This is a genomic window from Geodermatophilus sp. FMUSA9-8, assembly GCF_037034165.1.
In the GTDB taxonomy this organism is placed as follows: Bacteria; Actinomycetota; Actinomycetes; order Mycobacteriales; family Geodermatophilaceae; genus Geodermatophilus; species Geodermatophilus nigrescens.
Genome location: NZ_JBAGKE010000001.1, coordinates 106,579 through 129,875, shown reverse-complemented (window position 1 = coordinate 129,875; position 23,297 = coordinate 106,579). Strand labels below are relative to the sequence as shown.

General features: G+C 75.5%; 23 protein-coding genes. 9 read left to right on the top strand and 14 right to left on the bottom strand.

The annotated features are described in order from the left end of the window. Window positions 1-12: 12 nt before the first annotated feature. Genes WA616_RS00600 through WA616_RS00580 form a run of 5 tightly spaced genes read right to left on the bottom strand, consistent with a single transcriptional unit; the run spans window position 13 to window position 5,032 of the window. Window positions 13-1,260 (bottom strand): ABC transporter substrate-binding protein, encoded by a 1,248-nt coding sequence (locus WA616_RS00600; RefSeq protein WP_336026356.1) that lies wholly within the window; start codon window positions 1,258-1,260, stop codon window positions 13-15. Beyond that, window positions 1,257-2,495: a branched-chain amino acid ABC transporter permease gene (locus tag WA616_RS00595; RefSeq protein WP_336026354.1), complete on the bottom strand. Its 1,239-nt coding sequence runs from the start codon at window positions 2,493-2,495 to the stop codon at window positions 1,257-1,259. The genes WA616_RS00600 and WA616_RS00595 overlap by 4 nt, the downstream gene beginning before the upstream one ends. Further along, a complete protein-coding gene (locus WA616_RS00590) occupies window positions 2,488-3,378 on the bottom strand; it encodes a branched-chain amino acid ABC transporter permease (protein WP_336026352.1) in 891 nt (296 codons plus the stop codon). Before WA616_RS00590 ends, WA616_RS00595 begins: the two co-directional genes overlap by 8 nt. Beyond that, window positions 3,375-4,256, bottom strand: a complete 882-nt coding sequence (locus WA616_RS00585) for an ABC transporter ATP-binding protein (RefSeq protein ID WP_336026350.1) — start codon at window positions 4,254-4,256, stop codon at window positions 3,375-3,377. Before WA616_RS00585 ends, WA616_RS00590 begins: the two co-directional genes overlap by 4 nt. Next, entirely contained in the window at window positions 4,244-5,032 is a 789-nt protein-coding gene (locus WA616_RS00580; protein ID WP_336026349.1) for an ABC transporter ATP-binding protein, read from the bottom strand. The genes WA616_RS00585 and WA616_RS00580 overlap by 13 nt, the downstream gene beginning before the upstream one ends. A 308-nt stretch (window positions 5,033-5,340) precedes the next feature. Here WA616_RS00580 and WA616_RS00575 point away from each other — a divergent pair, with 308 nt between their 5' ends. Further along, window positions 5,341-6,933: an acyl-CoA synthetase gene (locus tag WA616_RS00575; RefSeq protein ID WP_336026348.1), complete on the top strand. Its 1,593-nt coding sequence runs from the start codon at window positions 5,341-5,343 to the stop codon at window positions 6,931-6,933. 28 nt (window positions 6,934-6,961) lie between these two features. Next, a complete protein-coding gene (locus WA616_RS00570) occupies window positions 6,962-7,342 on the top strand; it encodes a hypothetical protein (RefSeq protein ID WP_336026345.1) in 381 nt (126 codons plus the stop codon). A 4-nt stretch (window positions 7,343-7,346) separates the two neighbouring features. On the opposite strand, the gene WA616_RS00565 is transcribed toward WA616_RS00570, so the two are convergent. Next, entirely contained in the window at window positions 7,347-7,556 is a 210-nt protein-coding gene (locus WA616_RS00565; RefSeq protein ID WP_073420648.1) for a dodecin, read from the bottom strand. Window positions 7,557-7,763: 207 nt separating this feature from the next. Here WA616_RS00565 and WA616_RS00560 point away from each other — a divergent pair, with 207 nt between their 5' ends. From WA616_RS00560 to WA616_RS00540, 5 genes are all read left to right on the top strand, one after another. Next, entirely contained in the window at window positions 7,764-8,276 is a 513-nt protein-coding gene (locus WA616_RS00560) for an RNA polymerase sigma factor (protein WP_217651188.1), read from the top strand. Then, window positions 8,260-9,369: a hypothetical protein gene (locus tag WA616_RS00555; RefSeq protein ID WP_336026341.1), complete on the top strand. Its 1,110-nt coding sequence runs from the start codon at window positions 8,260-8,262 to the stop codon at window positions 9,367-9,369. The genes WA616_RS00560 and WA616_RS00555 overlap by 17 nt, the downstream gene beginning before the upstream one ends. 65 nt (window positions 9,370-9,434) lie before the next feature. Continuing rightward, window positions 9,435-10,331, top strand: a complete 897-nt coding sequence (locus tag WA616_RS00550) for an ABC transporter ATP-binding protein (protein ID WP_245794443.1) — start codon at window positions 9,435-9,437, stop codon at window positions 10,329-10,331. After that, entirely contained in the window at window positions 10,328-11,173 is an 846-nt protein-coding gene (locus WA616_RS00545) for an ABC transporter permease (RefSeq protein ID WP_336026336.1), read from the top strand. Before WA616_RS00550 ends, WA616_RS00545 begins: the two co-directional genes overlap by 4 nt. A gap of 61 nt (window positions 11,174-11,234) precedes the next feature. Beyond that, the gene (locus WA616_RS00540; RefSeq protein ID WP_336026334.1) at window positions 11,235-12,548 is read left to right on the top strand and encodes an alpha-amylase family glycosyl hydrolase; all 1,314 of its coding nucleotides are present in this window, start codon (window positions 11,235-11,237) and stop codon (window positions 12,546-12,548) included. Here WA616_RS00540 and cydC read toward each other — a convergent pair. The 4 genes from cydC to WA616_RS00520 are packed head-to-tail and all read right to left on the bottom strand — an operon-like array spanning window position 12,538 to window position 18,299. Next, a complete protein-coding gene (gene cydC, locus WA616_RS00535) occupies window positions 12,538-14,169 on the bottom strand; it encodes a thiol reductant ABC exporter subunit CydC (RefSeq protein ID WP_336026331.1) in 1,632 nt (543 codons plus the stop codon). The genes WA616_RS00540 and cydC overlap by 11 nt on opposite strands. Continuing rightward, window positions 14,166-15,827 carry a thiol reductant ABC exporter subunit CydD gene (cydD, locus tag WA616_RS00530; protein WP_336026330.1) on the bottom strand — a complete coding sequence of 554 codons (1,662 nt, stop codon included), beginning with the start codon at window positions 15,825-15,827 and terminating at the stop codon, window positions 14,166-14,168. The genes cydC and cydD overlap by 4 nt, the downstream gene beginning before the upstream one ends. A gap of 10 nt (window positions 15,828-15,837) precedes the next feature. Continuing rightward, window positions 15,838-16,872, bottom strand: coding sequence for a cytochrome d ubiquinol oxidase subunit II (gene cydB, locus WA616_RS00525; RefSeq protein WP_336026328.1), 1,035 nt, complete (start codon window positions 16,870-16,872; stop codon window positions 15,838-15,840). 2 nt (window positions 16,873-16,874) lie between these two features. Then, window positions 16,875-18,299 carry a cytochrome ubiquinol oxidase subunit I gene (locus WA616_RS00520; RefSeq protein ID WP_336026326.1) on the bottom strand — a complete coding sequence of 475 codons (1,425 nt, stop codon included), beginning with the start codon at window positions 18,297-18,299 and terminating at the stop codon, window positions 16,875-16,877. A 251-nt stretch (window positions 18,300-18,550) separates the two neighbouring features. On the opposite strand from WA616_RS00520, the gene WA616_RS00515 reads away from it, so the two are divergent. Both WA616_RS00515 and WA616_RS00510 read left to right on the top strand, forming a co-directional pair. Continuing rightward, complete coding sequence (locus tag WA616_RS00515; protein WP_336026324.1) at window positions 18,551-19,546, top strand: ATP-binding cassette domain-containing protein; 996 nt, start codon at window positions 18,551-18,553, stop codon at window positions 19,544-19,546. Beyond that, window positions 19,543-20,385 carry an ABC transporter permease gene (locus tag WA616_RS00510; protein WP_336026321.1) on the top strand — a complete coding sequence of 281 codons (843 nt, stop codon included), beginning with the start codon at window positions 19,543-19,545 and terminating at the stop codon, window positions 20,383-20,385. The genes WA616_RS00515 and WA616_RS00510 overlap by 4 nt, the downstream gene beginning before the upstream one ends. Before the next feature lie 8 nt (window positions 20,386-20,393). Here the strand turns inward: WA616_RS00510 and WA616_RS00505 are convergent, their stop codons facing one another. The 4 genes from WA616_RS00505 to WA616_RS00490 form a co-directional block, all read right to left on the bottom strand. Next, the gene (locus WA616_RS00505; protein ID WP_336026319.1) at window positions 20,394-20,666 is read right to left on the bottom strand and encodes a hypothetical protein; all 273 of its coding nucleotides are present in this window, start codon (window positions 20,664-20,666) and stop codon (window positions 20,394-20,396) included. Between the two features lie 26 nt (window positions 20,667-20,692). Beyond that, window positions 20,693-21,658 carry an NADPH:quinone oxidoreductase family protein gene (locus WA616_RS00500; RefSeq protein WP_336026318.1) on the bottom strand — a complete coding sequence of 322 codons (966 nt, stop codon included), beginning with the start codon at window positions 21,656-21,658 and terminating at the stop codon, window positions 20,693-20,695. Between the two features lie 92 nt (window positions 21,659-21,750). Further along, a complete protein-coding gene (locus WA616_RS00495; protein WP_336026315.1) occupies window positions 21,751-22,536 on the bottom strand; it encodes an alpha/beta hydrolase in 786 nt (261 codons plus the stop codon). Further along, window positions 22,533-23,297 carry a GNAT family N-acetyltransferase gene (locus WA616_RS00490; RefSeq protein ID WP_336026313.1) on the bottom strand — a complete coding sequence of 255 codons (765 nt, stop codon included), beginning with the start codon at window positions 23,295-23,297 and terminating at the stop codon, window positions 22,533-22,535. The genes WA616_RS00495 and WA616_RS00490 overlap by 4 nt, the downstream gene beginning before the upstream one ends.

Genomic DNA, 23,297 nt, shown 5'->3' with positions numbered 1-23,297 from the left:
GGGGGTCCTTCCTCAGCCGGCCAGCTCGCCGGCCACCTCGCCCTCGAACGCGTCCTGCACGACCTCGGCGCCGCCGGGGACGTCGGCCGGCCGCAGGATGAAGCTCTGCGTGCTCGGCGAGACGCCGGTCTCGAAGGCGTCGATCGGCACCAGCAGGCCGCTGGTGTCCACGTCGCTCAGCTCGCCGAACGCGGCGGTGACGCCCTCGCGGGTGAGGTCCCCGCTCTCGCAGGCCGCGGTCAGCACCTGGTTCATCACGTCGCCCATCGCGTACCCGAAGACCGCGCCGAGGCTCGGCGTCGTGTTCGGGTAGGCCGCCTGGTACTGCTCGAGCAGCTCGGGCTGGGCGTCCCACGCGGTGATCGGCGAGGCCACGTACAGGTGGTCCTTGAGCCACTGCGCCGACGGGCCCTGCAGCAGGCCCGGCGCGAACACCGGGTTGCTGCCGAGGATCGGCACGTCGAGCCCGGCCGCCTGCGCCACCGCGGCCGCCGAGGCGGTCTGCGCCGGCGCGACGGTCAGCACGATCGCGTTGACGCCCTCGGAGGCGAACTGCGTGATCTGCGCCGACATGTCCTGGTCGGAGGACTTGATCTGCGCCTCGACCACCTCCAGGCCGCGGGCCTCGGCCACCGCGCGGGTGCCGGCGAGGCCGTTCTCGCCGTACTCGCCCTCGAAGTAGATGTGGCCGACCTTGTCGCCGTCGGCCAGCAGGCCCTGGTCGAACAGGTACTGGTAGCCGTTGGCCAGCTCGACGTCGTAGGTGGCGCCGAGGACGCCGGTGCCCGGGATCTCGGTGAGGGTCCGCGCCCACGCCGACGGGAAGTTGACGATCGAGTCGGCCTCGTACTCCGGCGCCAGCGCGGTGTTGATCGGCGAGCCGATCGTCTGCTGCATGGCCAGGACGTTGTCCTTCATGCCGCTGTAGAGCTGCACGCCCTGCTGCGGCACGTAGCCGGTGTCCTGGACGTCGAGCTCGACGTCGTAGGTGTCGCAGACCTGGTTGTCCTCCCAGTACAGCGTGTTGCCGTTGGTGATGTCGGTGCCGAGCGCGGCGAACACACCGGTCAGGTCGGTGAGGACGCCGAGGCGGATGGTGGTGCCCTCGACGCCGACGTCGGTGGTCACCTCGCTGGCCTCACCGCCGCCACCGCCGCCGCCCCCGCCGCTGTCCGGCGCCTTGGTGCTGCAGCCGGTGACGGCGACGACCGCCGCCGCCGTCAGGACGGTGGCCCCCCGCAGACGCGTACCTGCTCTCATCTGGTGCTGCTCCCTTGCGCTGGTGGATCGGACGGGTCGGTGTCGGTGGGACGGTCGGCCGCCGAGGCCGGGGAGGCGCTCGGGGATCCGCGGCCGGGGGCTCGCCCTCGGCGGCGGAAGCGGTTGGCGAAGCCGGCGAGGCCGCCGGGCTCGAAGAGGACGACGAGGATGACCGCGGCGCCGAAGAGGTAGCGGGCGGCGATGCCCGCGGCGATCCCGCCCTCGCCCGGGGAGCTGACCAGCGGCAGCACGTCGGCGAACTGCTGGAACACCAGCGGCAGGGCGGTGACGAACGCCGCGCCGAGGGCCGCGCCGGCCACCGAGCCGAGCCCGCCCAGCACGATCATCGCCAGGTACAGGATCGACACGGTCAGGCCGAAGGACTCCGGCGCGATGCTGCCGATGCTCAGCGCGTACATCACCCCGGACAGCCCGGCGTACATCGAGCTGACCAGGAACACCCGCGCCTTGTAGGCCTGGACGTTGACGCCCATGACCGACGCCGCGACCTCGCTGTCGCGCAGCGTCTGCAGCGCCCGGCCGGGCCGGCTGCGCAGCAGGTTGCGGGCGAAGACGTAGGCGGCGAGCGCGAGGACCAGGCCGAGGTACCAGAGGCGCTCGGCCTCGCGGAACGGCACGCCCAGGACGAACAGCTGCGGGTCGTCGTTGCCGAAGCTGAACCCGAACAGGGAGAACTCCGGCACCGAGCGGCCGTTGAACCCGCCGGTCACCGGCGTCCAGGTGTTGAGGACGTGGACGCCGATGAAGACCAGGCCGAGCGAGGCGACGCCCAGGTAGATGCCGCGCAGCCGGGCCGCGATGGGGCTGAACAGCAGCCCCGCGAGGCCGGCGAGCAGCACGCCGACGACCATGCCGACGATCGGCGGCAGCCCGAGCCCGCGCAGCACCGCGCGGGTGCCGAGGCCGCCGGACTCCCCGGAGATGAACGTGTAGCTGACCGCGCCGACCGCCAGGAAGAACGCGTGCGCCAGCGACAGCTGGCCGGTGGTGCCCACCAGCAGGTTCAGCCCGATCGCGCCCACGATCGCCCCGGCGACGGCGAAGCCGGTGCGCAGCCAGAACTCCTCGACGTACAGCGGGAGGACCAGCAGGAGGGCGAGCAGCGCGAGCAGCAGCAGCGGCGTGAGGAACCGCATCGGCGAGCGGCCCGCGCGGGCCGGCGCCGCCGCGCCGGTGCGGGTGGCGCCGGCCGGGGCGGAGAGGGTGTCAGACACGTGTCAGCTCCTTGGTCCCGAACAGGCCGGAGGGGCGGACCAGCAGCACGATGATCATCACGACGTAGGGGGCGACCTCGCCGAAGCCGCGGCCGAGGAAGGACAGCTGCTCCTGGTAGCCCGCGGCCATCGCCTCGGTGATCCCGATGAGCAGCCCGCCGACCAGCGCGCCGCCGGTGGAGTCCAGGCCGCCGAGGATCGCCGCGGGGAAGGCGCGCAGCGCCACCGTGTAGGCCGCGGCGCTCACGCCGGGCGTCGGGGCGCCGACGAGGAACAGGGCCGCCACCGCGGCGAGCACGCCGGCGACGATCCAGGCCAGCGCCGAGACCCGGCCCTGGCGGATGCCCATGAGCGCGGCCGCCTCGCCGTCCTCGGCCGAGGCGCGCATCGCCACGCCCCAGCTGGAGTACTTGAAGGCGACGAAGAAGGCGACGATGAGGATGCCGGCGACGCCCATGGCGATGAGCCGGTTCTCACTGATGCCGACGCCGCCGATGCGCACGGAGTCCCCGCCCCACGGGTGGGGCACGTTGAGGATGTCCGGGCCGATCTGCCGGATGAGCTCGGTGAGCAGGATGATGTCGACGCCGATGGTGACGATGGCGAGGCTGATCACCGGGGCGCCGCGCAGCCGGTTGATGATCAGCCGCTCCACCAGGAACGCCGCGAACGCGGTGATCGGCACGCCGACGAGCACGGCGGGCAGGAAGCCGAGGGGCTCCGACAGCCGGGCGATCGAGTAGGCGCCGAGCAGCAGCAGCGACCCGTGGGTGAAGCTGACGACCTCGCTGGCCTTGAAGATGATCACGAAGCCGAGCGCGATGAGCGCGTAGATGGCGCCCAGCGAGATGCCGTTGAGCAGCAGGGACAGGAACTGGGTCACGCCGGGCTCCCCGTGGCGTCGGTGGTGTGGGCGGCGGCCGCCTCGGCCGGGTCGGTCTCGGTGCCGGAGCCCAGGTAGGCGCGGATGACCTCGGGGTCGGACTGGACCTGCGCGGGGGTGCCGTCGGCGATGCGCCGGCCGAAGTCGAGGACGGTCACCCGGTCGGCCAGCGACATGACCATCCCCATGTCGTGCTCGACGAGGATCACCGAGATGCCCAGCGCCGCCCGGATCTCGCGGATCGCCCCGGCCATCCGCTCGGTCTCCTGGGCGTTCATGCCGGCCACCGGCTCGTCGAGCAGCAGCAGCCGCGGCTCGATGCACAGCGCGCGGGCCACCTCGACCCGCTTCTGGTCGCCGTAGGAGAGCACACCGACGGGGGTGTGCAGCTTGTCGCCGAGGTCGAGGAACTCGGCGATCTCCCGGATCCGCTCGCCGTGCACCCGGCCCTCCCGGGTGGCGCGCGGCAGCCGCAGCCCGGAGGAGAGGAAGCCCGCCTTCGTCAGGTGGTGGCGGCCGAGCATGAGGTTCTCGGCGACGGTCTGCGCCCCCGACAGCGCGATGTTCTGGAAGGCGCGGGCCACGCCGACGCCGGCGATCTGGAACGGCCGCATGGAGCTGAGCACCGCGTCGCCGAAGCGCACCTCGCCGGAGGTGGCCCGGTAGACGCCGGACAGGACGTTGAACAGCGTCGACTTGCCGGCGCCGTTGGGGCCGATGACGGCGTGGATGGAGCCGGGCGCGACGGTGAAGGAGACGTCGTTCAGCGCCTTGATCGCGCCGAAGGCGACGCTGACGCCGTCGACCTCGACCGGCGGGACGTCGTCGCGGGTGGTGTCCCGGGTGCTCCCGGGCGCGGCGGTGCTCACGCCGTCCACCGCGAGAGGGTGCGGCGCGGGGCGGTGTCCTCCCGGCGGACCGGGGCGTCGCCGGTGTGGCCGAGGTAGAGGCGCTGCACCTCGTCGGTGGCGGCGAGCTCGCGGGCGTCGCCGGACAGCGAGACCCGGCCGACGTCGAGGACGTAGGCGCGGTCGGCGACGCCGAGGGCCATGGTGGCGTTCTGCTCGACCAGCAGCACCGCCGTCCCCTGGCGGTTGATCTCGGCGATGACCTCGCCGATCTGGCCGATGACGCGCGGCGCGAGGCCGAGCGAGGGCTCGTCGAGCAGCAGCAGGCGGGGGCTGGCCATCAGCGCGCGGCCGATGGCGAGCATCTGCTGCTCGCCGCCGGACAGCAGGCCGGCCCGCTGCCCGGCGCGCTCGCGCAGCACCGGGAACAGGTCGTGCACGCGGGCGACGGCCGTGGCCTTGGCGGCGCGGTCGCGGTTGCCCATACCGCCGGCGCGCAGGTTCTCCTCGACGGTGAGCCGGCCGAAGATGCGCCGCCCCTCGGGCACCTGCACCACGCCGCGGCGCACGATCTGGCCGGCGTCGCGCCGGGTGAGGTCGGTGTCCTCGAAGCGCACCGTGCCGGCGTCGACCCGGCCGCGGTGCAGCCGCAGCGTGCCGGAGATGGTCCGCAGCAGCGTGCTCTTGCCGGCGCCGTTGCTGCCCAGCACCGCGACGACGGAGCGGTCGGGCACCTCCATCGAGACGCCGCGGACGGCCTCGACGGCACCGCCGTAGGTCACGCGCAGCGAGTCGACGGTCAGCACGGCGCCTCCGCGGGCGGCTGTCCCGGACGTGAGATGGGCCACATGGCGCGGAACGATAGGGCGCGGGTCAAGGCGCGTCGGGCAGGAACGACAGGACTGTGACCTGTCGGTGATACGGCTCCGCCCAGTTCCTCTGGGGATCGCGCCGGAGTGTGCCGCGGCACCACATCCGGTGCCGGTGATGCGGCGGCCGGCGACATTGCCGGGCGCCCGCGGGCGTGTCAGTGCCGTCGGCTCCCTCGACGCCGGGTGTCCGCTGCTGCTACACCCGGCGGGTCCCGGGACCGACGGCGGCGGAGGAGCCCCCAGTGTTCGACGAGCAGCTCACCGCGACCACCACGAGAGCGCGCCGGCACGCCCTCGCCGACCTGCTGCGCCGCTCCGCCGCCCGCGCCCCGGGCCGCACGGCGCTGCGCTTCCGCGACCGCTCCCACACCTACGCCGAGCTAGACGCCGTCGTCGACCGGACCGCGAACGCGCTCGCCGCCCGCGGGGTGACGCGGGGCGACCGGGTGGCGCTGCTGTCGCACAACGACGACGGCTACGTGGTTCTCACCTTCGCCCTCGCCCGCCTCGGCGCGATCGCCGTCCCGGTCAACTTCATGCTCCAGGCCGGCGAGGTCGCCTACATCCTCGAGCACTCCGGGGCCACCGGCGTCGTCGCCGAGGCCGCCCTGCTGCCGGTGGCGCAGGAGGCGCTGGCCCTGTCCGGCCGCGACGGCGACGTCGTGCTGCGCGGCGTGCTCGGCGACGGGGGCAGCGCGCCCGAGGGGTGGGAGCCCTACGAGGCGTGGGCCGCGCACGGGGACGCCACCCCCGTCGACGTCCCCGTCGCCGACGACGACGTGCTGCAGCTGATGTACACCAGCGGCACCGAGTCGCGGCCCAAGGGCGTGATGATGACCAGCCGCAGCCTGGTCACCCAGTACGTGAGCTGCATCGTCGACGGCCGCTACTCCCCCGACGACGTCGCCCTGCACGCGCTGCCGCTGTTCCACGTCGCCGCCCAGCACGTGTTCCTCATGCCGGCGCTCTACCTCGGCGGCACCAACGTCGTCCTCGACGCGCCCGACCCCGCCCGGGTGCTGGAGACCATCGAGCGGGAGCGGATCACCAGCCTGTTCTGCCCGCCGACGGTGTGGATCGGCCTGCTGCGGCACCCCGACTTCGACCGGCGCGACCTGTCGTCGCTGGCCAAGGGCTACTACGGCGCCTCGATCATGCCGGTGGCCACCGTGGAGGAGCTGTCCCGCCGGCTGCCGGGGATGGCGCTGTTCAACTTCTACGGGCAGACCGAGATGTCGGCGCTGGCGCTCGTCCTGTCGCCGGAGGACCAGCTGCGCAAGCCGGGCTCCGCCGGCACCGCCTGCCTCAACGGCGAGACCCGCCTGGTCGACGACCTCGGGCAGCCGGTCGGGCCCGGCGTCGAGGGCGAGATCGTGCACCGCAGCCCGCACGCCACGGCCGGCTACTGGAACGACCCGGAGAAGACCGCCGAGGCGTTCCGCGACGGCTGGTTCCACAGCGGCGACCTCGGCGTCATGGACGCCGACGGCTACATCACCGTCGTCGACCGCAAGAAGGACGTCATCAAGACCGGCGGGGAGAACGTGGCCAGCCGCGAGGTCGAGGAGGTGCTCTACCAGCACCCGGCCGTGGCCGAGGTCGCCGTCTTCGGCATCCCGCACCCGCGCTGGATCGAGGCGGTCACCGCCGTCGTCGTCCCCCGGGACGGGCAGCCGGTCGACCCCGGCGAGCTGGTCGCCTTCTGCCGGGAGCGGCTGGCCGGGTTCAAGACGCCGCGGCACGTGGCGCTCGCCGACGCGCTGCCGAAGAACGCCAGCGGCAAGATCCTCAAGCGCGAGCTGCGCACCACCTACGCCGGGCTCGCGGACGGGTGATGTCGGTGGTGCTGGGGAGGATGCCGGCGTGCCGACGTTCTTCCTCCCCCGCGCCACCGACGACGACCAGGCCGAGCGGCTCTACGAGGCCCTCGCGGAGTTCGCCGGGGTCGAGCCCGCCCCGCCGGGCGAGCGGGTCCGCTCGGTCACCTGGACCCACGAGGGCGCGCGCTGGGTGGCCGAGGTGGGCGCGGAGCTGCGCGGGGAGCGGACGACGTCGTTCCTCCGCCGCGGGGAGCTCGTCGAGCACACCGAGACGCTGACCGACCCGGCCCGCGTGCTGGCCGTCTACCCGGGCACGCCGCACACCGTCGTCACCGACGCGCAGCCCATCACCGGCACCGCCTCGCAGTGGCCCAACCCGATCCCGGTCCGGCCCGACGCGGTGGTGCCGTTCGACCCCCGCTGAGCCGTCAGTCCTCCACGCGGAAGCCGATCTTCATCGCGACCTGGAAGTAGGCGACCTCGCCGTCGACGACCTGGCCGCGCACCTGGGTGACCTCGAACCACTCGACGTTGCGCACCGTCTGCGCCGCCTTGGCGATGCCGGTGCGGATGGCGTCGTCGACGCCGGCGGGGCTGCTGCCGACGATCTCGCTGAGCCGGTAGACGTGGTTGCTCACGGCGACCTCCTGGACCCGGGCCCGGCGGGCGCCGGGACGCCCGCCCATCCTGTCGCCTCGTGCTCCCGTCCGGGCGGCGTGTCACATCCGCGGCGCCGGCGGTGCTGTAGGGATGTGGACGTCGTGAGGCAGGCACCGGCCGCCGCCCTCCGGACCGCGTCGGTACGGGGCGCCGTGCGGGAGCGAGGCAGGCGGGGGGACGCAGCCGTGGCAGGAGCGCCGGGCGCCGTCCGGGCCGACCTGGAGCAGGTCTTCCGCACCGGGTACCCGGCGGTCGTCTCCGTCGCGGCCCGGGTGCTCGGCTCGCGGGACGAGGCGGAGGACGTCGCCCAGGAGGTCTTCCTGTCCTTCGCCCGCTCGGCGGTGCCCGCCGCCGAGGCGCCCGGCTGGCTGGCCGTCGCCGCCGCCCACACCGCCCTCAACCACCTCCGCTCGGGCCGCCGCCGCGCCGCCCGGGAGGAGGCGGCCGCCGACGGTCCCCTGTCCGCCCCCGACGTCGCCGACACCGTCGTCTCACGCGAGGAGTCCGGCCGCGTCCGCGCCGCCCTCGCCCGGCTGCCGCGCAAGCAGGCCGTGGCCCTGGTGCTGCGGCACAGCGGCCTGAGCTACGCCGACGTCGCCGCCGCCCTCGGCCTGTCCCCCGGCAGCGTCGGCACCACCGTCCGACGCGCCGAGTCCGCCCTTCGCGAGGAGTTGACCTCTCATGCGCCTGTTCGCTGACCGCCACCCGACCGACGGCACCCTGCGCCGCCTCGTCGACGAGCCGGCCGGCGTGGCCGACGCCGACCGCGCGCACGTCGCCGGCTGTGACGTCTGCCTGGCCGGCCTGGCCCGCGCCCGCACCGACGCCGACGCCGTCGGGGCAGCGCTCTCCGCCGCGCCCACCGGGATCGCCGGCACCGACGCCGCCTGGCACCGGCTGTCGGCCGCCGTCGCCGCGCAGGCCCGCCCGGCCCCGGTCCCGGCCCCGGCGCCGGCCCGGGCGAGCCGCTGGCGCGGCGCGCTGCGCAGTCCCGTCGTCGCCGCCGTGGGCGTGGTCGTCGTCCTCGGCGGCGCCGGTGCCGCGGCCGCCGCCGACTGGCTGCAGGTGTTCCGCACCGAGGAGGTGGCCGCGGTCCCGGTGAGCACCACCGACCTGGTCGGCCTGCCCGACCTCACCGCCTACGGCGACGTGACGTTCGTGTCCGAGCCCGACGTGCGTGAGGTGGCCGACGCCGCCGCCGCGGAGGACGCCACCGGTCTCGAGGCCCCGGAGGTCGCCGAGCTGCCCACCGGCGTCACCGGCGAGCCGGCCTGGACCGTCGGCGGCCGGGCGGTCGCGGAGTTCACCTTCTCCGCCGACCGGGCCGCGCAGGCCGCCGCGGCGGCCGGCGAGACGCTGCCCCCGCCCCCGGCCGGGCTCGACGGCGCCACCTTCCGGCTGGAGGCCGGCCCCGGCATCGCCGCCGTGTGGTCGGAGGCCCGCGGGGTGCCGGCGCTGGTGGTCGGCCGGGTCACCGCGCCGGTCGCCTACTCCTCGGGCGTCCCGTTCGAGACCGCGCGGGACTACCTGCTCGGCCTGCCGGGCCTGCCCGACGAGCTCGCCGCGCAGCTGCGCACCTTTGCCGGTGACGGCACCACGCTGCCGCTGCCGGTCCCGGCCGAGCTCGCCACCGTCTCCACCGCCGACGTCGACGGCACCGAGGCCACGGTGCTCGCCACCCGCGACGGCACCCTGCACGGCGTCGTCTGGGTCGAGGACGGCGTGGTCACCGGCGTGGCCGGGTCGCTGTCCGAGGACGAGGTCCTCGCCGTCGCCCGGGACCTCGGCTGACCGCCGGTCGCACCGCCGCCGGGGACGCCGCAGCACTGCTCGAGCAGCTGCCGCCGTCCCCGGCGGTGTGGTGCTCGGGGCTGCGCAAGCGGTACGGGAAGCGCACCGCCGTCGACGGCGTCTCCTTCAGCGTGGGCCGCGGCGAGGTGGTCGGCCTGCTCGGCCCCAACGGCGCCGGCAAGACCAGCGTCATCAAGATGCTGCTCGGCCTGGTGCGGCCCGACGACGGCGAGGTGCTGCTGCTCGGGCGCCCCGGCCGCGACCCCCGCGCCCGCGAGCGGGTCGGGTACCTGCCCGAGCTCTTCCGGTACCAGCCGTGGCTGACCGCCGCGGAGGTGCTCACCCTGCACGTGCGCCTGTCCGGGGCGCGGGTGCCGGCCGCCGAGCAGGCCGACGTGCTGGCCCGGGTCGGGCTGGCCGCGCGCAGCGGCGACCGGGTGGGCGGGTTCTCCAAGGGCATGCAGCAGCGCCTCGGCCTGGCCGTCGCGCTGGTGGCCCGCCCGGAGCTGGTCGTCCTCGACGAACCCACCAGCGCGCTGGACCCGCTCGGCCGGGTCGACGTCCGCGACGTCGTGCTCGACCTGCGCGAGCGCGGCGTGGCCGTGCTGCTCAACTCGCACCTGATCGGCGAGGTGGAGCGGGTCTGCGACCGGGTGGTCATCCTCGACCGCGGCCGCGTCGCCGCCTCCGGCACGCTCGCCGAGCTGCTCGGCCAGCGCGAGCTGCGGCTGCGGCTGGACGGGCTCACCCCCGCCGCCGAGGCACGCATGGCGGCGGTCGGCGCGGTCACCCGCACCGGCCGCGAGGTCACCGTGGCGCTGCCGGCCGGCGAGGAGGACGCCGTCGTGCCCGCGCTGGTGGCCGACCTGGTGGGCCTGGGCGTGCGGGTGCACGCCGTCGAGCCGGTGCGGATCAGCCTCGAGGAGCGGCTGCTCGGCATCCTGCGGGAGGAGCACGCATGAGCACCGCGCTGACCTTCGCCGCGCTGACCCTGCGCGAGGCCGCCCGCCGCAAGGTGCTGCGGGCCCTGGGCCTGCTCACCCTCGCGCTGCTGGGCCTGTCGGCGTGGGGCTTCGCCAAGCTCGCCACGGTCGACCCGGAGTTCGGCGCGCTCACCAGCGGCGAGGCCCGGCTGTTCGCCTCCCAGCTGCTCAACCTCGTGATGTTCGGCTACAGCCTCATCGCGGCGCTGGGCACCGCCTTCCTCGCCGGGCCCACGCTGTCCGGGGAGGTCGAGTCGGGGCAGGCGCTGTCGATCCTGGCCCGGCCGGTGCGCCGCGCCACCGTGCTCGCCGGCAAGTGGCTCGGGCTGGTCGCCTTCGGCACCGGGTACGTCTTCGCCGCGGGGCTCGCGCAGTTCGCCGTCGTGTACTGGGCGGTGGGCTTCTGGCCGCCGGACCCGGTGGTCGGGCTGCTGCTGCTCGCCGCGCAGACGACGGTGCTCATGACGCTGGCGCTGCTGCTGGCCACCGCTGTCTCCCCCATGGCCTCGGGCATCGTCGCCGTCGGCCTGTTCGGCGCCACCTGGGTGGCCGGGGTCGTCGGCAGCGTCGGCGAGCTGATCGGCAACGACGGCGTGGCGCGGGTCGGCGAGGTCTCGCGGATGCTGCTGCCGACCGACGGGCTGTGGCGCGGGGCCATGCACGCCTTCCAGGACACGACGTCGCTGGCGGCGGCCGGCTTCGAGGGATCGCCGTTCCTGGCGATCGCCCCGCTCAGCGGCGGCTACCTGGTGTGGGTGGCCGTCTGGCTGGTGCTCATCGGCGGGCTGGCCGCGCTGTCCTTCGGCCGCCGCGACGTCTGAGGCGGCCGCCGGGGAGACTGTCCCGGCGGCCGGCCGGTCGCGCGCGAGCGAGAGGGGACCCGTGCCGACCTGGGCGTCCGACGCGATCTGGTGGCAGGTGCACCCCCTGTCCTTCACCGGCGCCGAGCGGGAGGCCCTGCCGCCCGGGGAGGTCCGGCACCGGCTGCCGCACCTGCAGCGGTGGCTGGACCACCTGCTCGCCCTCGGCTGCAACGGCCTGGCGCTCGGCCCGATCGCGGCCAGCTCCACCCACGGCTACGACACCGTCGACCACTTCCGGGTCGACCCGCGCCTGGGCGACGACGCCGACGTCGACGCGCTGTTCGCCGCCGCCCGCGAGCGGGGCATCCGGGTGCTGCTCGACGGGGTGTTCAACCACGTCGGCCGCGAGCACCCCGCCTTCCGCGCCGTGGTCGAGCAGGGCCCGGGCGCCCCGACGGCGGAGCTGTTCCGGCTGTCCTGGCCGGAGGGCTGGGCGCCGGGCACCGCGCCGCGCGCCGACGTCTTCGAGGGCCACGACATCCTCGTCGAGCTCGACCACTCCTCCCCCGCCGTCGCCGACCTGGTCACCCGGGTGATGACGCACTGGCTCGACCGCGGCGCCGACGGGTGGCGCCTGGACGCCGCCTACGCCGTGCCGCCGTCGTTCTGGGCGCGGGTGCTGCCCGCCGTGCGCGCCGCGCACCCCGGCGCCTACGTCGTCGGCGAGGTCATCCACGGCGACTACCCGCGGATCGTCGCCGAGGGCGGGCTGGACTCGGTCACCCAGTACGAGCTGTGGCAGGCGGTCTGGCACGGGCTCGCCGAGCGGAACCTGTTCGAGCTGGCCTGGTCGCTGCAGCGGCACGGGGAGTTCCTGCGCTCCTTCGTCCCGTGGACGTTCGTGGGCAACCACGACGTCACCCGCATCGCCAGCGCCGTCGGCGACCCGCGGCACCTGCCGCACGCGCTGGCGGTGCTGTTCACCGTGGGCGGCACCCCGGCGGTGTGGGCCGGCGACGACCACGCGTTCACCGGCGTCAAGGAGCACCGCGCCGGGGGCGACGACGCCGTCCGGCCGCCGTTCCCGGCCGACCCCACCGGGCTGTCCCCGCTCGGCGCCCCGACGTTCGCCGTGCACCAGGAGCTGATCGGGCTGCGCCGCCGGCACCGCTGGCTGCACACCGCCGCGCCCGAGCAGGTGCACGTGGCCAACGAGCAGCTGGTCTACGCGGTCGCCGGCGACGGGCAGCGGCTGCTGGTGGCGCTCAACCTCGGCGACGCCGCGGCCCGCGTGCCCGCGCCCCGCGCGGGGACGGTCCTCGTCGGGGCCGCCACGGTCCGGCGCGACGCCGTCGAGCTGCCGCCGCACGGCTGGGCGGTGCTCACCGGCTGAGCGGCGCGGGCGCGCCGAGCCCGACGATCCGCCAGCGGTCGTCGAGGGCAGCGGCGTCGTGCGTGACCAGCAGCACGGCGCGCGGGTCGCGGGCCAGCAGGCCGAGCACCCGCTCCGCGGTGGCCGGGTCGAGGTGCGCGGTGGGCTCGTCGAGCAGCAGCACGTCGGCCCGGCTCAGCAGCACGCGCGCCAGCGCCACCCGGGCCCGCTCCCCCGCCGACAGCCGCGACCCGCCCTCGCCCACCCAGCCGCCCAGGCCCGGCGACACCGCGAGCGCGCCCAGCCCGAGGTCGGCGAGGACGGCGAGCAGCTCGTCGTCGGTCGCGTCCTGCCGGCCGAGGCGCAGGTTGGCCGCCAGGGTGCTGCCGAGCACCTGCGGTTCCTGCGCGCTCCACAGCACCCGCGACCGGACGCCGTCGAGCGGGAGCCGGCGCAGGTCGGTGCCGCCGAGGGCGACCCGGCCGGCGTCGGGGTCGCGGACGCGGGCGGCCAGCGCGAGCACCGTGCTCTTGCCCGCCCCGCTCGGGCCGGTGAGCGCGACCTTCGCGCCCGCGGGGAGGTCGAGGTCCAGCCCGGCGAGGACCGGGGCGGGCGCGCCCGGGTGGCGCACCGTCACGTCCTCGAGGCGCAGGACGGAGCCGGCCGGCGGGGGCAGCGGGTCCAGCGGGTCGGCCACCGCCGGACGGCGGTTCCCCAGCTCGGCCACCCGCCGCGCGGCCGCCGTGATGCCGCCGGCCGCGCTCCAGGCGGCGCCCAGGCCGCCGACCGCCTCGAAGGCGCCGAGCACGCCGAGCGCGCAGGCGGCCAGGAGCGGCGCGCCGGTGTCCCCGCGGGCGACGTCCTGCCCGACGATCCACAGCGCCGCCACCAGGCCGAGGCCGGGGACGCCCTCCCGGCACAGGGTGGTGACGGCGGCCAGCCGCGCGGCCGCCCGCTCGGCCTCCTCCTGCCGCTGCAGGTGCCCGTCGAGCGCGCGCAGGGCCGTGGCGCCGCCGTCGGCGGTGAGGTGGTCGGTCAGGCCCCGGACCAGGTCGAGGGTGTCGGCGGTGACGTCGGCGTCGGCCCGGGCGGCGGCGACCGCGGCGCGGCGCCCGGCCCGCGCGGCGGCCGCCGGGACGGCGGTGCCGAGGACGAGCAGCAGTCCCGCGAGGACGGCCGCGGTGGGCGGGGACACGAGGGCGGTGAGCGTGACGGCGGCCCCGCCGGCCAGCACGGCGACGCCGGCCGGCGCGAGCAGCCGGACGACGACGCCCTGCAGCTGGTCGACGTCGGCGCGCACCCGGGCCAGCAGCTCCCCGCCGCGGACCCCGACGAGGGCCGCGGGCGCCAGCGGCACGAGGCGCTCGAGCACGCGCTCGCGCACCGCGGCGACCGCCCGCAGCGTGACGTCGTGGGTGACCAGCCGCTCGGCGTAGCGCAGCGCGGCCCGCGCGACGCCGAACAGCCGCACGCCGGTGATCAGCGGCATGAGCACCAGCAGGGTGCGGGGGCGCTGCGCCGCCCCGGTGATGAGCGCGCCGGAGGTGGCCAGCAGGGCCGCCCCGGCGAGGACGGTGAGCGCGCCGAGGACGACGGCCAGGCCGGCGCGGGGCCCGCGGACCAGCGCCAGGACCTCCCTCACCGGGGCACCGCCGGCTCCCGGAGCCGCCCGCCGTCGAGGCCGACCACGCGGTCGTGCAGGGCCAGCGGGGCGGCGCGGTGCGTGACGGTGACCAGGGTGCGGCCGCGGGCGAGCTCGTCGACGGCGGCGAGCACCTGCTGCTCGGTGGCGGCGTCGAGCTGGCCTGTCGGCTCGTCGAGGACCAGCAGCGCGGCGTCGGCGACGAGGGCGCGGGCGATCGCCAGCCGGACCCGCTCGCCGCCGGACAGCCGCGCCCCGTCCTCCCCCAGCGGGGTGTCCGCGCCCCGGGGCAGACCGCGCACGAGGGCGGTGAGCCCGGCCCGGTCGAGCGCCCGGGCGACGTCGGCGCCGGAGGCGCCGGGGCGGCCGAGCCGCACGTTGTCGGCGACGGTGCCCGGCAGCAGCCACGGCCGCTCCGGGACGTACGCCACGCGGGCGCGCCAGGACGCGGGGTCGAGCTCGGCGAGCGGGACGCCGTCGACCAGCACGGTGCCGGCGTCGGGCTGCGCGAGGCCGAGCAGCAGCCGCACCAGCGTGGTCTTGCCGGCGCCGCTGGGCCCGACGAGCGCGGTGCGGGAGCCCGGCGGCAGGTCGAGGTCGACGCCGTCGAGCGCGGTGCGGGTGCCGTACCGGACGGTGACGCCGCGCAGCACCAGCGCCGGGACGCCGGCGGGCGCGGGGCGGGTGCCGCGGGCGGGCGCCGGGCTGTCGAGCAGCGCGAGGACGCGCTCGGCCGCCGGGCGGCCCTCCAGGCTCGCGTGCCGGTCGGCGCCCAGGGCCCGCAGCGGCGCGAAGAACTCGGGGGTCAGCAGCAGCACCAGCAGCGCCCGCTCGAGCTGCAGGTCGCCCTCGAACAGCCGCACGCCGACGGTGACGGCCACCAGCGCCGTGCACAGCACCGCGCCGAACTCGAGCACGAAGCCGGACAGGAAGGCGGTGCGCAGCAGCCGCATCGTGCCCGCGCGGTGCACCTCGCTCACGCCGGCGAGCCACCGGGTGCTGCCGCGGGCCCGGCCGTGCGCGACGAGCGTGGGCAGCACGCGCACGGTGTCGGCCAGCACCGCGCCGAGCCGGCCGAGGGTCTCCCACGACGAGCGGGCGGCCCGCGCGGCGAAGGTGCCGGTGAGCCACAGGAAGAACACCAGCAGCGGGCCGGTGAGCAGCAGCAGGCCGCCGCTGGCCGGGTCGAGGACCAGCACGGTGACCGCGACCAGCGGCGGGACGACCGCCGCGGCCGCAGCGCCCGGCGCCAGCCGGCCGACGACGCCGTCGAGCTTCGCCACGCCCTCGGTGACGGTGGTGGCCAGCTCACCGGCGCGCTCGCCGGCGGCGTGGGCGGGGCCGAGGTCGAGCAGCCGGCGCAGCAGCGCGGCGCGCAGCTCCCGGCGCACGCGGGCCGAGGTGCGGGCGGCCGCGCGGTCGCGCAGGCCGAGCAGCGCGGCGCGCGCCAGCCAGGCGGCGAGCACGCCGGCCAGGGCGCCGGTGAGCTCCGCGGGGGCCGCGCGGCCGAGGGCCACCCGGGAGACGACGGCGGCCACGAGCGCCCACTGCACGACCAGCAGGGCCCAGGTGAGCACCCCCGCGGCCGCGCAGCCGGCCAGCAGCCGGCGGGGGCCGGGCAGGGCGAGCAGCCGCCTCGTCGGGCCCGGGTCGCTCACGGGCGGCGCGTCAGTAGCCGTGGGTCAGGGCGCCCTCGTCGGGCCGCACCCGCTCCCGGAACACGTAGTAGTTCCAGATCTGATAGCCGATGATCAGCGGCAGGAAGATCCCGCCCACCCAGGTCATGAGCACCAGCGTGTACTGCTGGCTGGCCGACTCCCGCAGCGTGAGCCCGTAGGCGGGGTCGAGCGTGGAGGGCAGCACCTCGCCGCGGGTGAACAGGGCGAGGAACACCGTGACGGTGGCGAACAGGATGGTCAGCCCGCTCATGGTGAACGCCAGGGTGTCGCGGCGCCGCGACAGCGCCAGCCAGATGGTGGCCAGGGTGAGGAACGCCAGCACCGGGAACACCCACGGCACGACGCCGAAGCTCTCGAACAGGCCCTCGGTCACGTAGCCCATGACGACGAACGCCACGATCGCCACGGTGGCCAGCGCGCCCCAGCGCAGCGCCGCGGTGCGCGCCCTGTTGTAGAGCACGGTGTCGGTGTGCAGGCGCAGGAGCAGGAAGTTCGCCCCGTGCAGCATGAACAGCAGCAGCGTCGTCACCCCGCCCACCAGGGAGAACGGGGTGAACATCGCGGCGAACCCGCCCTCGACGCGGGACTCGGCGTTCACCGGCAGGCCCTCGATGAGCTTGGCCATGATCACGCCCCACAGGAACGAGGGGACGACGCTGCCGCCGAAGGACATCCAGTCCCAGAACGCCCGCCAGCGCGCGCTGTCGACCTGGTTGCGGTACTCGAAGGAGACCCCGCGCAGCAGCAGCGCCAGCAGGATCAGCACGAACAGCGGGTACATGCCGCTGAACACCGCGCCGTACCAGACGGGGAACGTCGAGAACATCAGCCCGGCGGCGGCGATGACCCACACCTCGTTGCCGTCCCAGAACGGGCCGATGGTGCCGGTGAGCGCGCGCTCCTCGGCCTCGGTGCGGGCCAGCGTCGGCCGCAGGATGTCGACGCCGAAGTCGAAGCCCTCGAGGAAGAAGTAGAGGGTGAACGTCAGCGCGATGAGCCAGAACCAGAGCGTGACGAGGTCCACCGTCAGTTCCGCCTCTCGTACCCCTGGAAGCCGGCGTCCTCGTAGTCCGGCGCGGGCGCGGCGACCAGCTGGGCCTCCGGCTTGCGGTGGATGCCGGCCCGGGCGGTCACGCTGAGCAGGTAGACGTCCAGGCCGATCAGGGCGAGGTACACCGCCCACAGCCCCACCAGGCCGGCGAGGACCTCCCCGGCGGTGTTGGCGCTGACGCCCTCGGTGACGGTGAGCTCGCCGTAGACCATGAACGGCTGGCGGCCCATCTCGGTGACCATCCAGCCGGTGAAGTTGGCGATCCACGGCAGCGGGATGAACCAGACCAGCGCGCGCAGGAACCAGCGGGTGGTGTCCAGCCCGCCCTTGCGCCGCCACCAGAGGAACAGGCCGAGGAACGCCGTCGCCAGCAGCAGCGAGCCGATGGCGACCATGATCCGGAAGGACCAGTACACCCAGGCCACCGGCGGGCTGTAGTCGTCCTCGCCGTAGGCGGCGTCGTACTGCTCCTCGATCTGGTTGATGCCGTCGTAGCGGCCCTCGAGGCTGTTGTAGGCGAGGATCGAGCCCACGTAGGGGATCTCGATGCTCCACCGGTTCTCCCGGGCGTCCTGGTCGATGAGCGCGACCAGCGACCACGGGGCGGGTGACTCCGAGGTCTCCCACTGCGCCTCCATCGCCGCGAACTTCATCGGCTGGTCCTCGCGGGCGACCTGGGCCTCGGTGTGCCCGCTGACCACGGAGAAGACGGTGCCGACGGCGGCGAAGACCAGACCGATGCGCAGCGACCGGGAGTAGACGTCGGTGTCCTGCCGGCGCAGGAGGTGGAAGGCGCTGATGCCGAGGACGAAGAACGCGGCGACCACCCAGGCGCTGCCCTGGACGTGGGCGAAGTACAGCCAGGCCTTGTAGTTGAAGACGACGGCGCCGAAGTCGGTGAGCCGCGCTTGGCCGTCGACCACCTCGTAGCCGACCGGGTGGTGCATCCAGGCGTTGGCCAGCACGATCCAGAACGCACTGATCTGCGTGCCGATGGCGACCAGCCAGATGCTGGCCAGGCGCATCCACGGCTTGAGCCGGTCCTTCCCGAACCACCACAGCCCGATGAAGGTGCTCTCGAGGAAGAACGCCATGAGCACCTCGAGCGCCAGCGGGACGCCGAAGATGTTGCCGACGAAATCGGAGTACTCGCTCCAGTTCATCCCGAACTGGAACTCCTGCACGATCCCGGTCACGACGCCGACGGCGAAGTTGATGAGGAACAGGTGACCGAAGAAGTTGGTCATCTTCCCGTACACCTCGCGCCGCTCCGAGCGGCGGTGGGCGATCGTCTCCATGACCGCGATGAGGAAGGCCAGTCCCACGGTCAGCGAGACGAAGAAGAAGTGGAAGATGCTGGTCGAGGCGAACTGGAACCGGCTGAGGTCGACCACGTCCACGGAGACCACCTGGGGCTGAGGAGAACGGTCGGGCACGACCGGGCGGCACCCGATCCTGTTCACCCGTCCGGGTGAGCGTGGCACGGCTCCGGGACGGCGGCAGGTCGAGGCCGGGCTCCCCCGGCGCGGCGTCCGGCGACCCGCGGGGCGGCCCCGGAGGAGGCGCGGAAAAGGCGTTGCCCTCACGTGCACGTGAGGTCCCATGCTCGCCCCATGACACCGCCTGCAGGCCCCATCCCCGGGAGGACGGCGTGACCGCGCCCCCGGCGGTGGAGGCCGTCGACCTGTCCAAGCACTTCGGGGAGCACCGCGCCGTCGACGGCGTGAGCTTCGTCGTCCCCACCGGCACCGTGCTGGGCCTGCTCGGGCCCAACGGCGCCGGCAAGACCACGCTGGTGCGGATGCTGACCACCCTCAGCGTGCCGACCGCCGGCACCGGCCGGGTGGCCGGCTTCGACGTCCGCGAGCAGCCCGACCAGGTGCGCCGCAGCATCGGCCTCACCGGCCAGGCCGCCACCGTGGACGAGATCCTCACCGGCCGGGAGAACCTGCGGCTGATCGGCGGCCTGTACGGCCTGTCCCGCGCCCACGTGCGGCGGGCCGGCGACGAGCTGCTGGAGCGCTTCGACCTCGCCGACGCCGCCGACCGCCCGGTCAAGGGCTACTCCGGCGGCATGCGCCGCCGGCTCGACCTCGCGGTCAGCCTGCTCGCCGTCCCGCCGATCCTGTTCCTCGACGAGCCGACCACCGGGCTGGACCCGAAGAGCCGCTCGGGTCTGTGGGACGTGCTGCGCGACCTCGTCGCCGAGGGCACCACGCTGGTGCTCACCACCCAGTACCTGGAGGAGGCCGACCACCTCGCCGACGAGATCGTCGTCGTCGACCGGGGGCGGGTGATCGCCGCCGGCACGCCCACGCAGCTCAAGGACCGCGCCGGGCGGGCCAGCGTCGTCGTCACCCTGACGCACGCCGCCGACGTCGACGCCGCGGCCGCGCTGATGCGCGACCACTCCCCCGAGGTGCACGTCGAGCCGGGCAGCCGGCGGCTCACGGCGCAGGCCGGCGGGCTGCGCGACATGACCCGGATCGCCGCCGTGTTCGACGACAGCGGCATCGCCCTCGACGACCTGGGCCTGGCCCGGCCCAGCCTCGACGACGTCTTCCTGCACCTGACCGGGCACCGGGCCGAGCCCGGCACCGGGACCGACCCCGCCACCGACCCCGCGACCGAGGGAGCCGCGCCGTGACCGCCACCCAGAGCCCGCCCCGGGCACCCGTCCGGCCGGAGATCCGCCCGCCGTCGCTGCTGCGGGCGTCGTCGGTGATCGTCTGGCGCAACCTGGTGCACATCCGGCGGATGCCGGAGATGCTGCTCGACGTCACGGTGCAGTCGGTGATGTTCGTGCTGCTGTTCGCCTACGTCTTCGGCGGCGCGATCGCGGTGGCCGGCACGAGCTACCGGGAGTTCCTGCTCCCCGGGATCATGGTGCAGACGATGGTCTTCGCCTCCGCCGTCGTGGCGATGGGGCTGACCAGCGACCTGCAGAAGGGCATCGTCGACCGGTTCCGCTCGCTGCCGGTGCCCCGCTCGTCGGTGCTGGTCGGGCGGAGCATCTCCAGCCTGATCCACTCGAGCATCGGCGTCGCGGTCATGGCCGTCACCGGGCTGCTCATCGGCTGGCGGGTCCGCAACGGCGTCGTCGACGGCGTCCTCGCGTTCGCGCTCCTGCTGCTGTTCGGCTTCGCGATGATCTGGCTGGGCATCTGGGTCGGCTCGCTCATGCGGACCGTCGAGGCCGTGCAGGGGTTCATGTTCACCGTCATGTTCCCGCTGACGTTCGTGGCCAACACGTTCGCGCCGCCGGAGAGCATGCCCGCCTGGTTGCGGACCATCGCCGAGTGGAACCCGGTCTCGGCGCTCACCCAGGCCTGCCGGGAGCTGTGGGGCAACGGGCTGCCGGCACCGGCCGACGCCGCGTGGCCGCTGCAGCACCCGGTGCTGGTGTCAGTGGGCTGGTCGCTGCTGCTGACGGCGGTGTTCGCGCCGCTCGCCGTCGCCGCGTTCCGCCGCCGCTCGCGGGACTGACCGCCCCCTCAGGCGCCGGGGGTGCCCTCCAGGTCGGTGCGGCGGTGCACCCGCACCGCCCGCACCGGCAGGCCGTGCGCGCCGGGGGTGGCCCACTCGACGGTGACCACCTGCCCGGCCCGCAGCGGCTCGCCCTCGACGACGGCCGCGTCGGCCCAGCAGTCGCCGGGCGCGCCGGGCACCTCGAGGACCGCGCCGGCACCGTCGTCCACCCGGACGACGGTGCCGGCCGCGGTCCCGCCGTCGGCGCCGCTGCCGCTGTCGCGCGGGGTGCCGGTCATGCCCCGAGGCTGCCGGACCGCGCGGGTCAGCGCACCCGCAGCAGCACCTTGCCGGTGGCGCGGCGCTCGTCGAGCTCGGTGACGGCGGCCGCGGCGTCGGCCAGGTCGTGCACCGTGCCGAGGACCGGCTGCAGGGCGCCCCGCTCCAGCAGCGGCAGCAGGTCGGCCCACTGCTCCTGCACGAAGGACGGCTCGCCGGACCAGAAGGCGCCCCAGCCGACGCCGACCACCGACACGTTGTTGAGCAGCAGCCGGTTGACCTTCACGGTCGGGATCTCGCCGCCGGTGAATCCGAGCACCAGCAGCCGGCCCTCGCGGGCGAGGCTGCGCAGCGAGTCGGTGAACCGGTCGCCGCCCACCGGGTCGGCGACGACGTCGACGCCGCGGCCCCCGGTGAGCTCCTTGACCCGCTCGCGGAAGCCCTCGGCGAGGACGACGTCGTCGGCGCCGGCGGCGCGGGCCGCCTCGGCCTTGTCCTCGCTGGAGACCACGCCGATGACCCGGGCGCCGTAGGCCTTGGCGAGCTGGATGCCCGCGGTGCCGAGGCCGCCGGCCGCGCCGTGCACGAGCACCGTCTCGCCCTCGCGGAGCTGGCCGCGGCGGCGCAGCGCGAAGTGCATCGTCAGGTAGTTCATCGGCAGCGCGGCGCCCTGCTCGAAGGAGACGGCGTCGGGCAGCGGGAAGACGAAGCCCGGGTCGGCCGCGGCCACCTCGGCGAAGCCGCCGAAGCCGGGGAAGGCGGCCACGCGCTGGCCGGCGGTGAACCCGCTGCCCTCGGGGGCGCTGCGCACCACGCCGGCCACCTCGCTGCCGGGCACGAACGGCGGCTGCGGCTTGAGCTGGTACTCGCCGCGGCTGAGCAGCACCTCGGGGAAGGTCACCCCGGCCACGTGCACGTCGACGACGACCTTCCCCGCGCCGTCGGGCTCGGGGACGTCGACGACGGCGATGGCCGAGGGGCCGTCGAGGGTGGCGATCTGGGCGGCGCGCACGGGTCCTCCTGGACGCTCGGGGACGGTCCGGCCGAGTCTGTCAGTGCAGGTGACCGGGGTCGCACGGCGGTCCCGGGGGCCCGGGCCCGGCCTCAGCGGCCGGGCGGGAACCCCGCCAGCAGGTCGGCCATCGCCCGGGGCTCCCAGGTGTGCTGCCCGCCGTCGACCTCGGCGCGCTCGGCCCGCGGCAGCGCGGCGGCCAGCGAGTCGGCCGCCGCCGGCATCTCGTCGAGCGCGTCGCGGCCGACGACGAGCAGCACCGGCAGGTCCAGTCCGCCGAACAGCTCGGCGTGCGGCGCGGACATCGCCCACTCCAGCGCCTGCGCGTCGGCCCGCAGGCTCTCGGCGTGCCGGACGAACGGCTCCCACAGCGGGGACTCCCGCAGGCCGGCGAGCACGTCGAGCGGGATGTCGCGCATGTAGTGGTCCACCGCGCCGGGGCGGTCGCCGGCGTCGAGGAGGCGGTACAGCTCAGTTGTCCACTGCGCCACCCCGGGGGTGCGCGGGTCGAGCGGGGCCTCGAAGAGCACCAGCCCGTCGACCGGCAGGCCCTCGGCGGCCGCCCGCAGCGCGATGGCGCAGCCGGAGGAGTGGCCGCACAGCACCGCCCGGCCGCCAGCGGCGTCGACCAGCGCGGCGACCGCGGCGAGCTCGTCGTCGAGGTCGACCCGGCCCGCGCGCCGGGAGTCGCCGCGGCCGACGCGGTCGTGCACCACGGTGGTGCGCCCCCGAACGGCCAGCAGCTCGGCGGTCGCGGTGGTCTGCGGGTCGACGGCCCGGAACGGCCCGGCCCCCGCGATGAACACGACGGCCGGGCCGCTGCCCCGGAGGTCGAAGCCGATCCGGTCGCCGGCCGCCGTCGTTCCGTACTCGGTCATGTCCGCCCGTCCTCCCCGGAGTGGTGTTCGAGGAGGTGACTGCCGCCGGGCGCTCGGCTCGTCGGGACCCGGGCGCCGGTGAACCGCACGCGCCGGCGCTCGGTGAACCCGAGGCGTGCGTACAGGCGCAGCGCCGCGTCGTTGTCGTCGGCGACGTGGAGGAACGGGCGTTCGCCGCGGGCGGTGATGCGGTGCTGGAGCGTGCGGACCAGCGCCGCCGCGTGGCCGCGGCCCCGCGCTTCCGGCGCCGTGCAGACGGCGCTGATCTCCGTCCAGCCCGGCGGCCGCAACCGCTCGCCGGCCATGGCCACCAGGACACCCCCGGCGCGGATGCCGAGGTAGGTGCCGAGCTCGACGGTCCGCGGGCCGAAGGGGCCGGGCCGGGTACGGGCCACCAGTTCGAGGACCTCCGGGACGTCGGCCGCCCCGAGCTCGACGACGCCGTCGGGGTCGGGGTCGGGCCCGCCCGTCCGCACGGGCCCGACCAGCTGGAGTCCGTCGAGGGCGAAGACCGGCGACCAGTCCGCCGGCGGGATCGCCGGCGCGCTGAACAGGTCGGCCAGAGCGCCAGGGCCCAGCAGGGCGGCGAGGTCGGCCCAGTCGCCGGGCGCCGGGTCGGACGGCACGGCGGCGAAGGTGGCCACGCCCGGCAGGTAGGTGGCGGTGCGGCCGCGGCGACGGGCGAGGCCGGCGTGCGCCCCGCGCAGCGACCGCCCGACGGGGTCGTCGAGGACGGTGTCGGCGGCCTGCGGGGTGTCCAC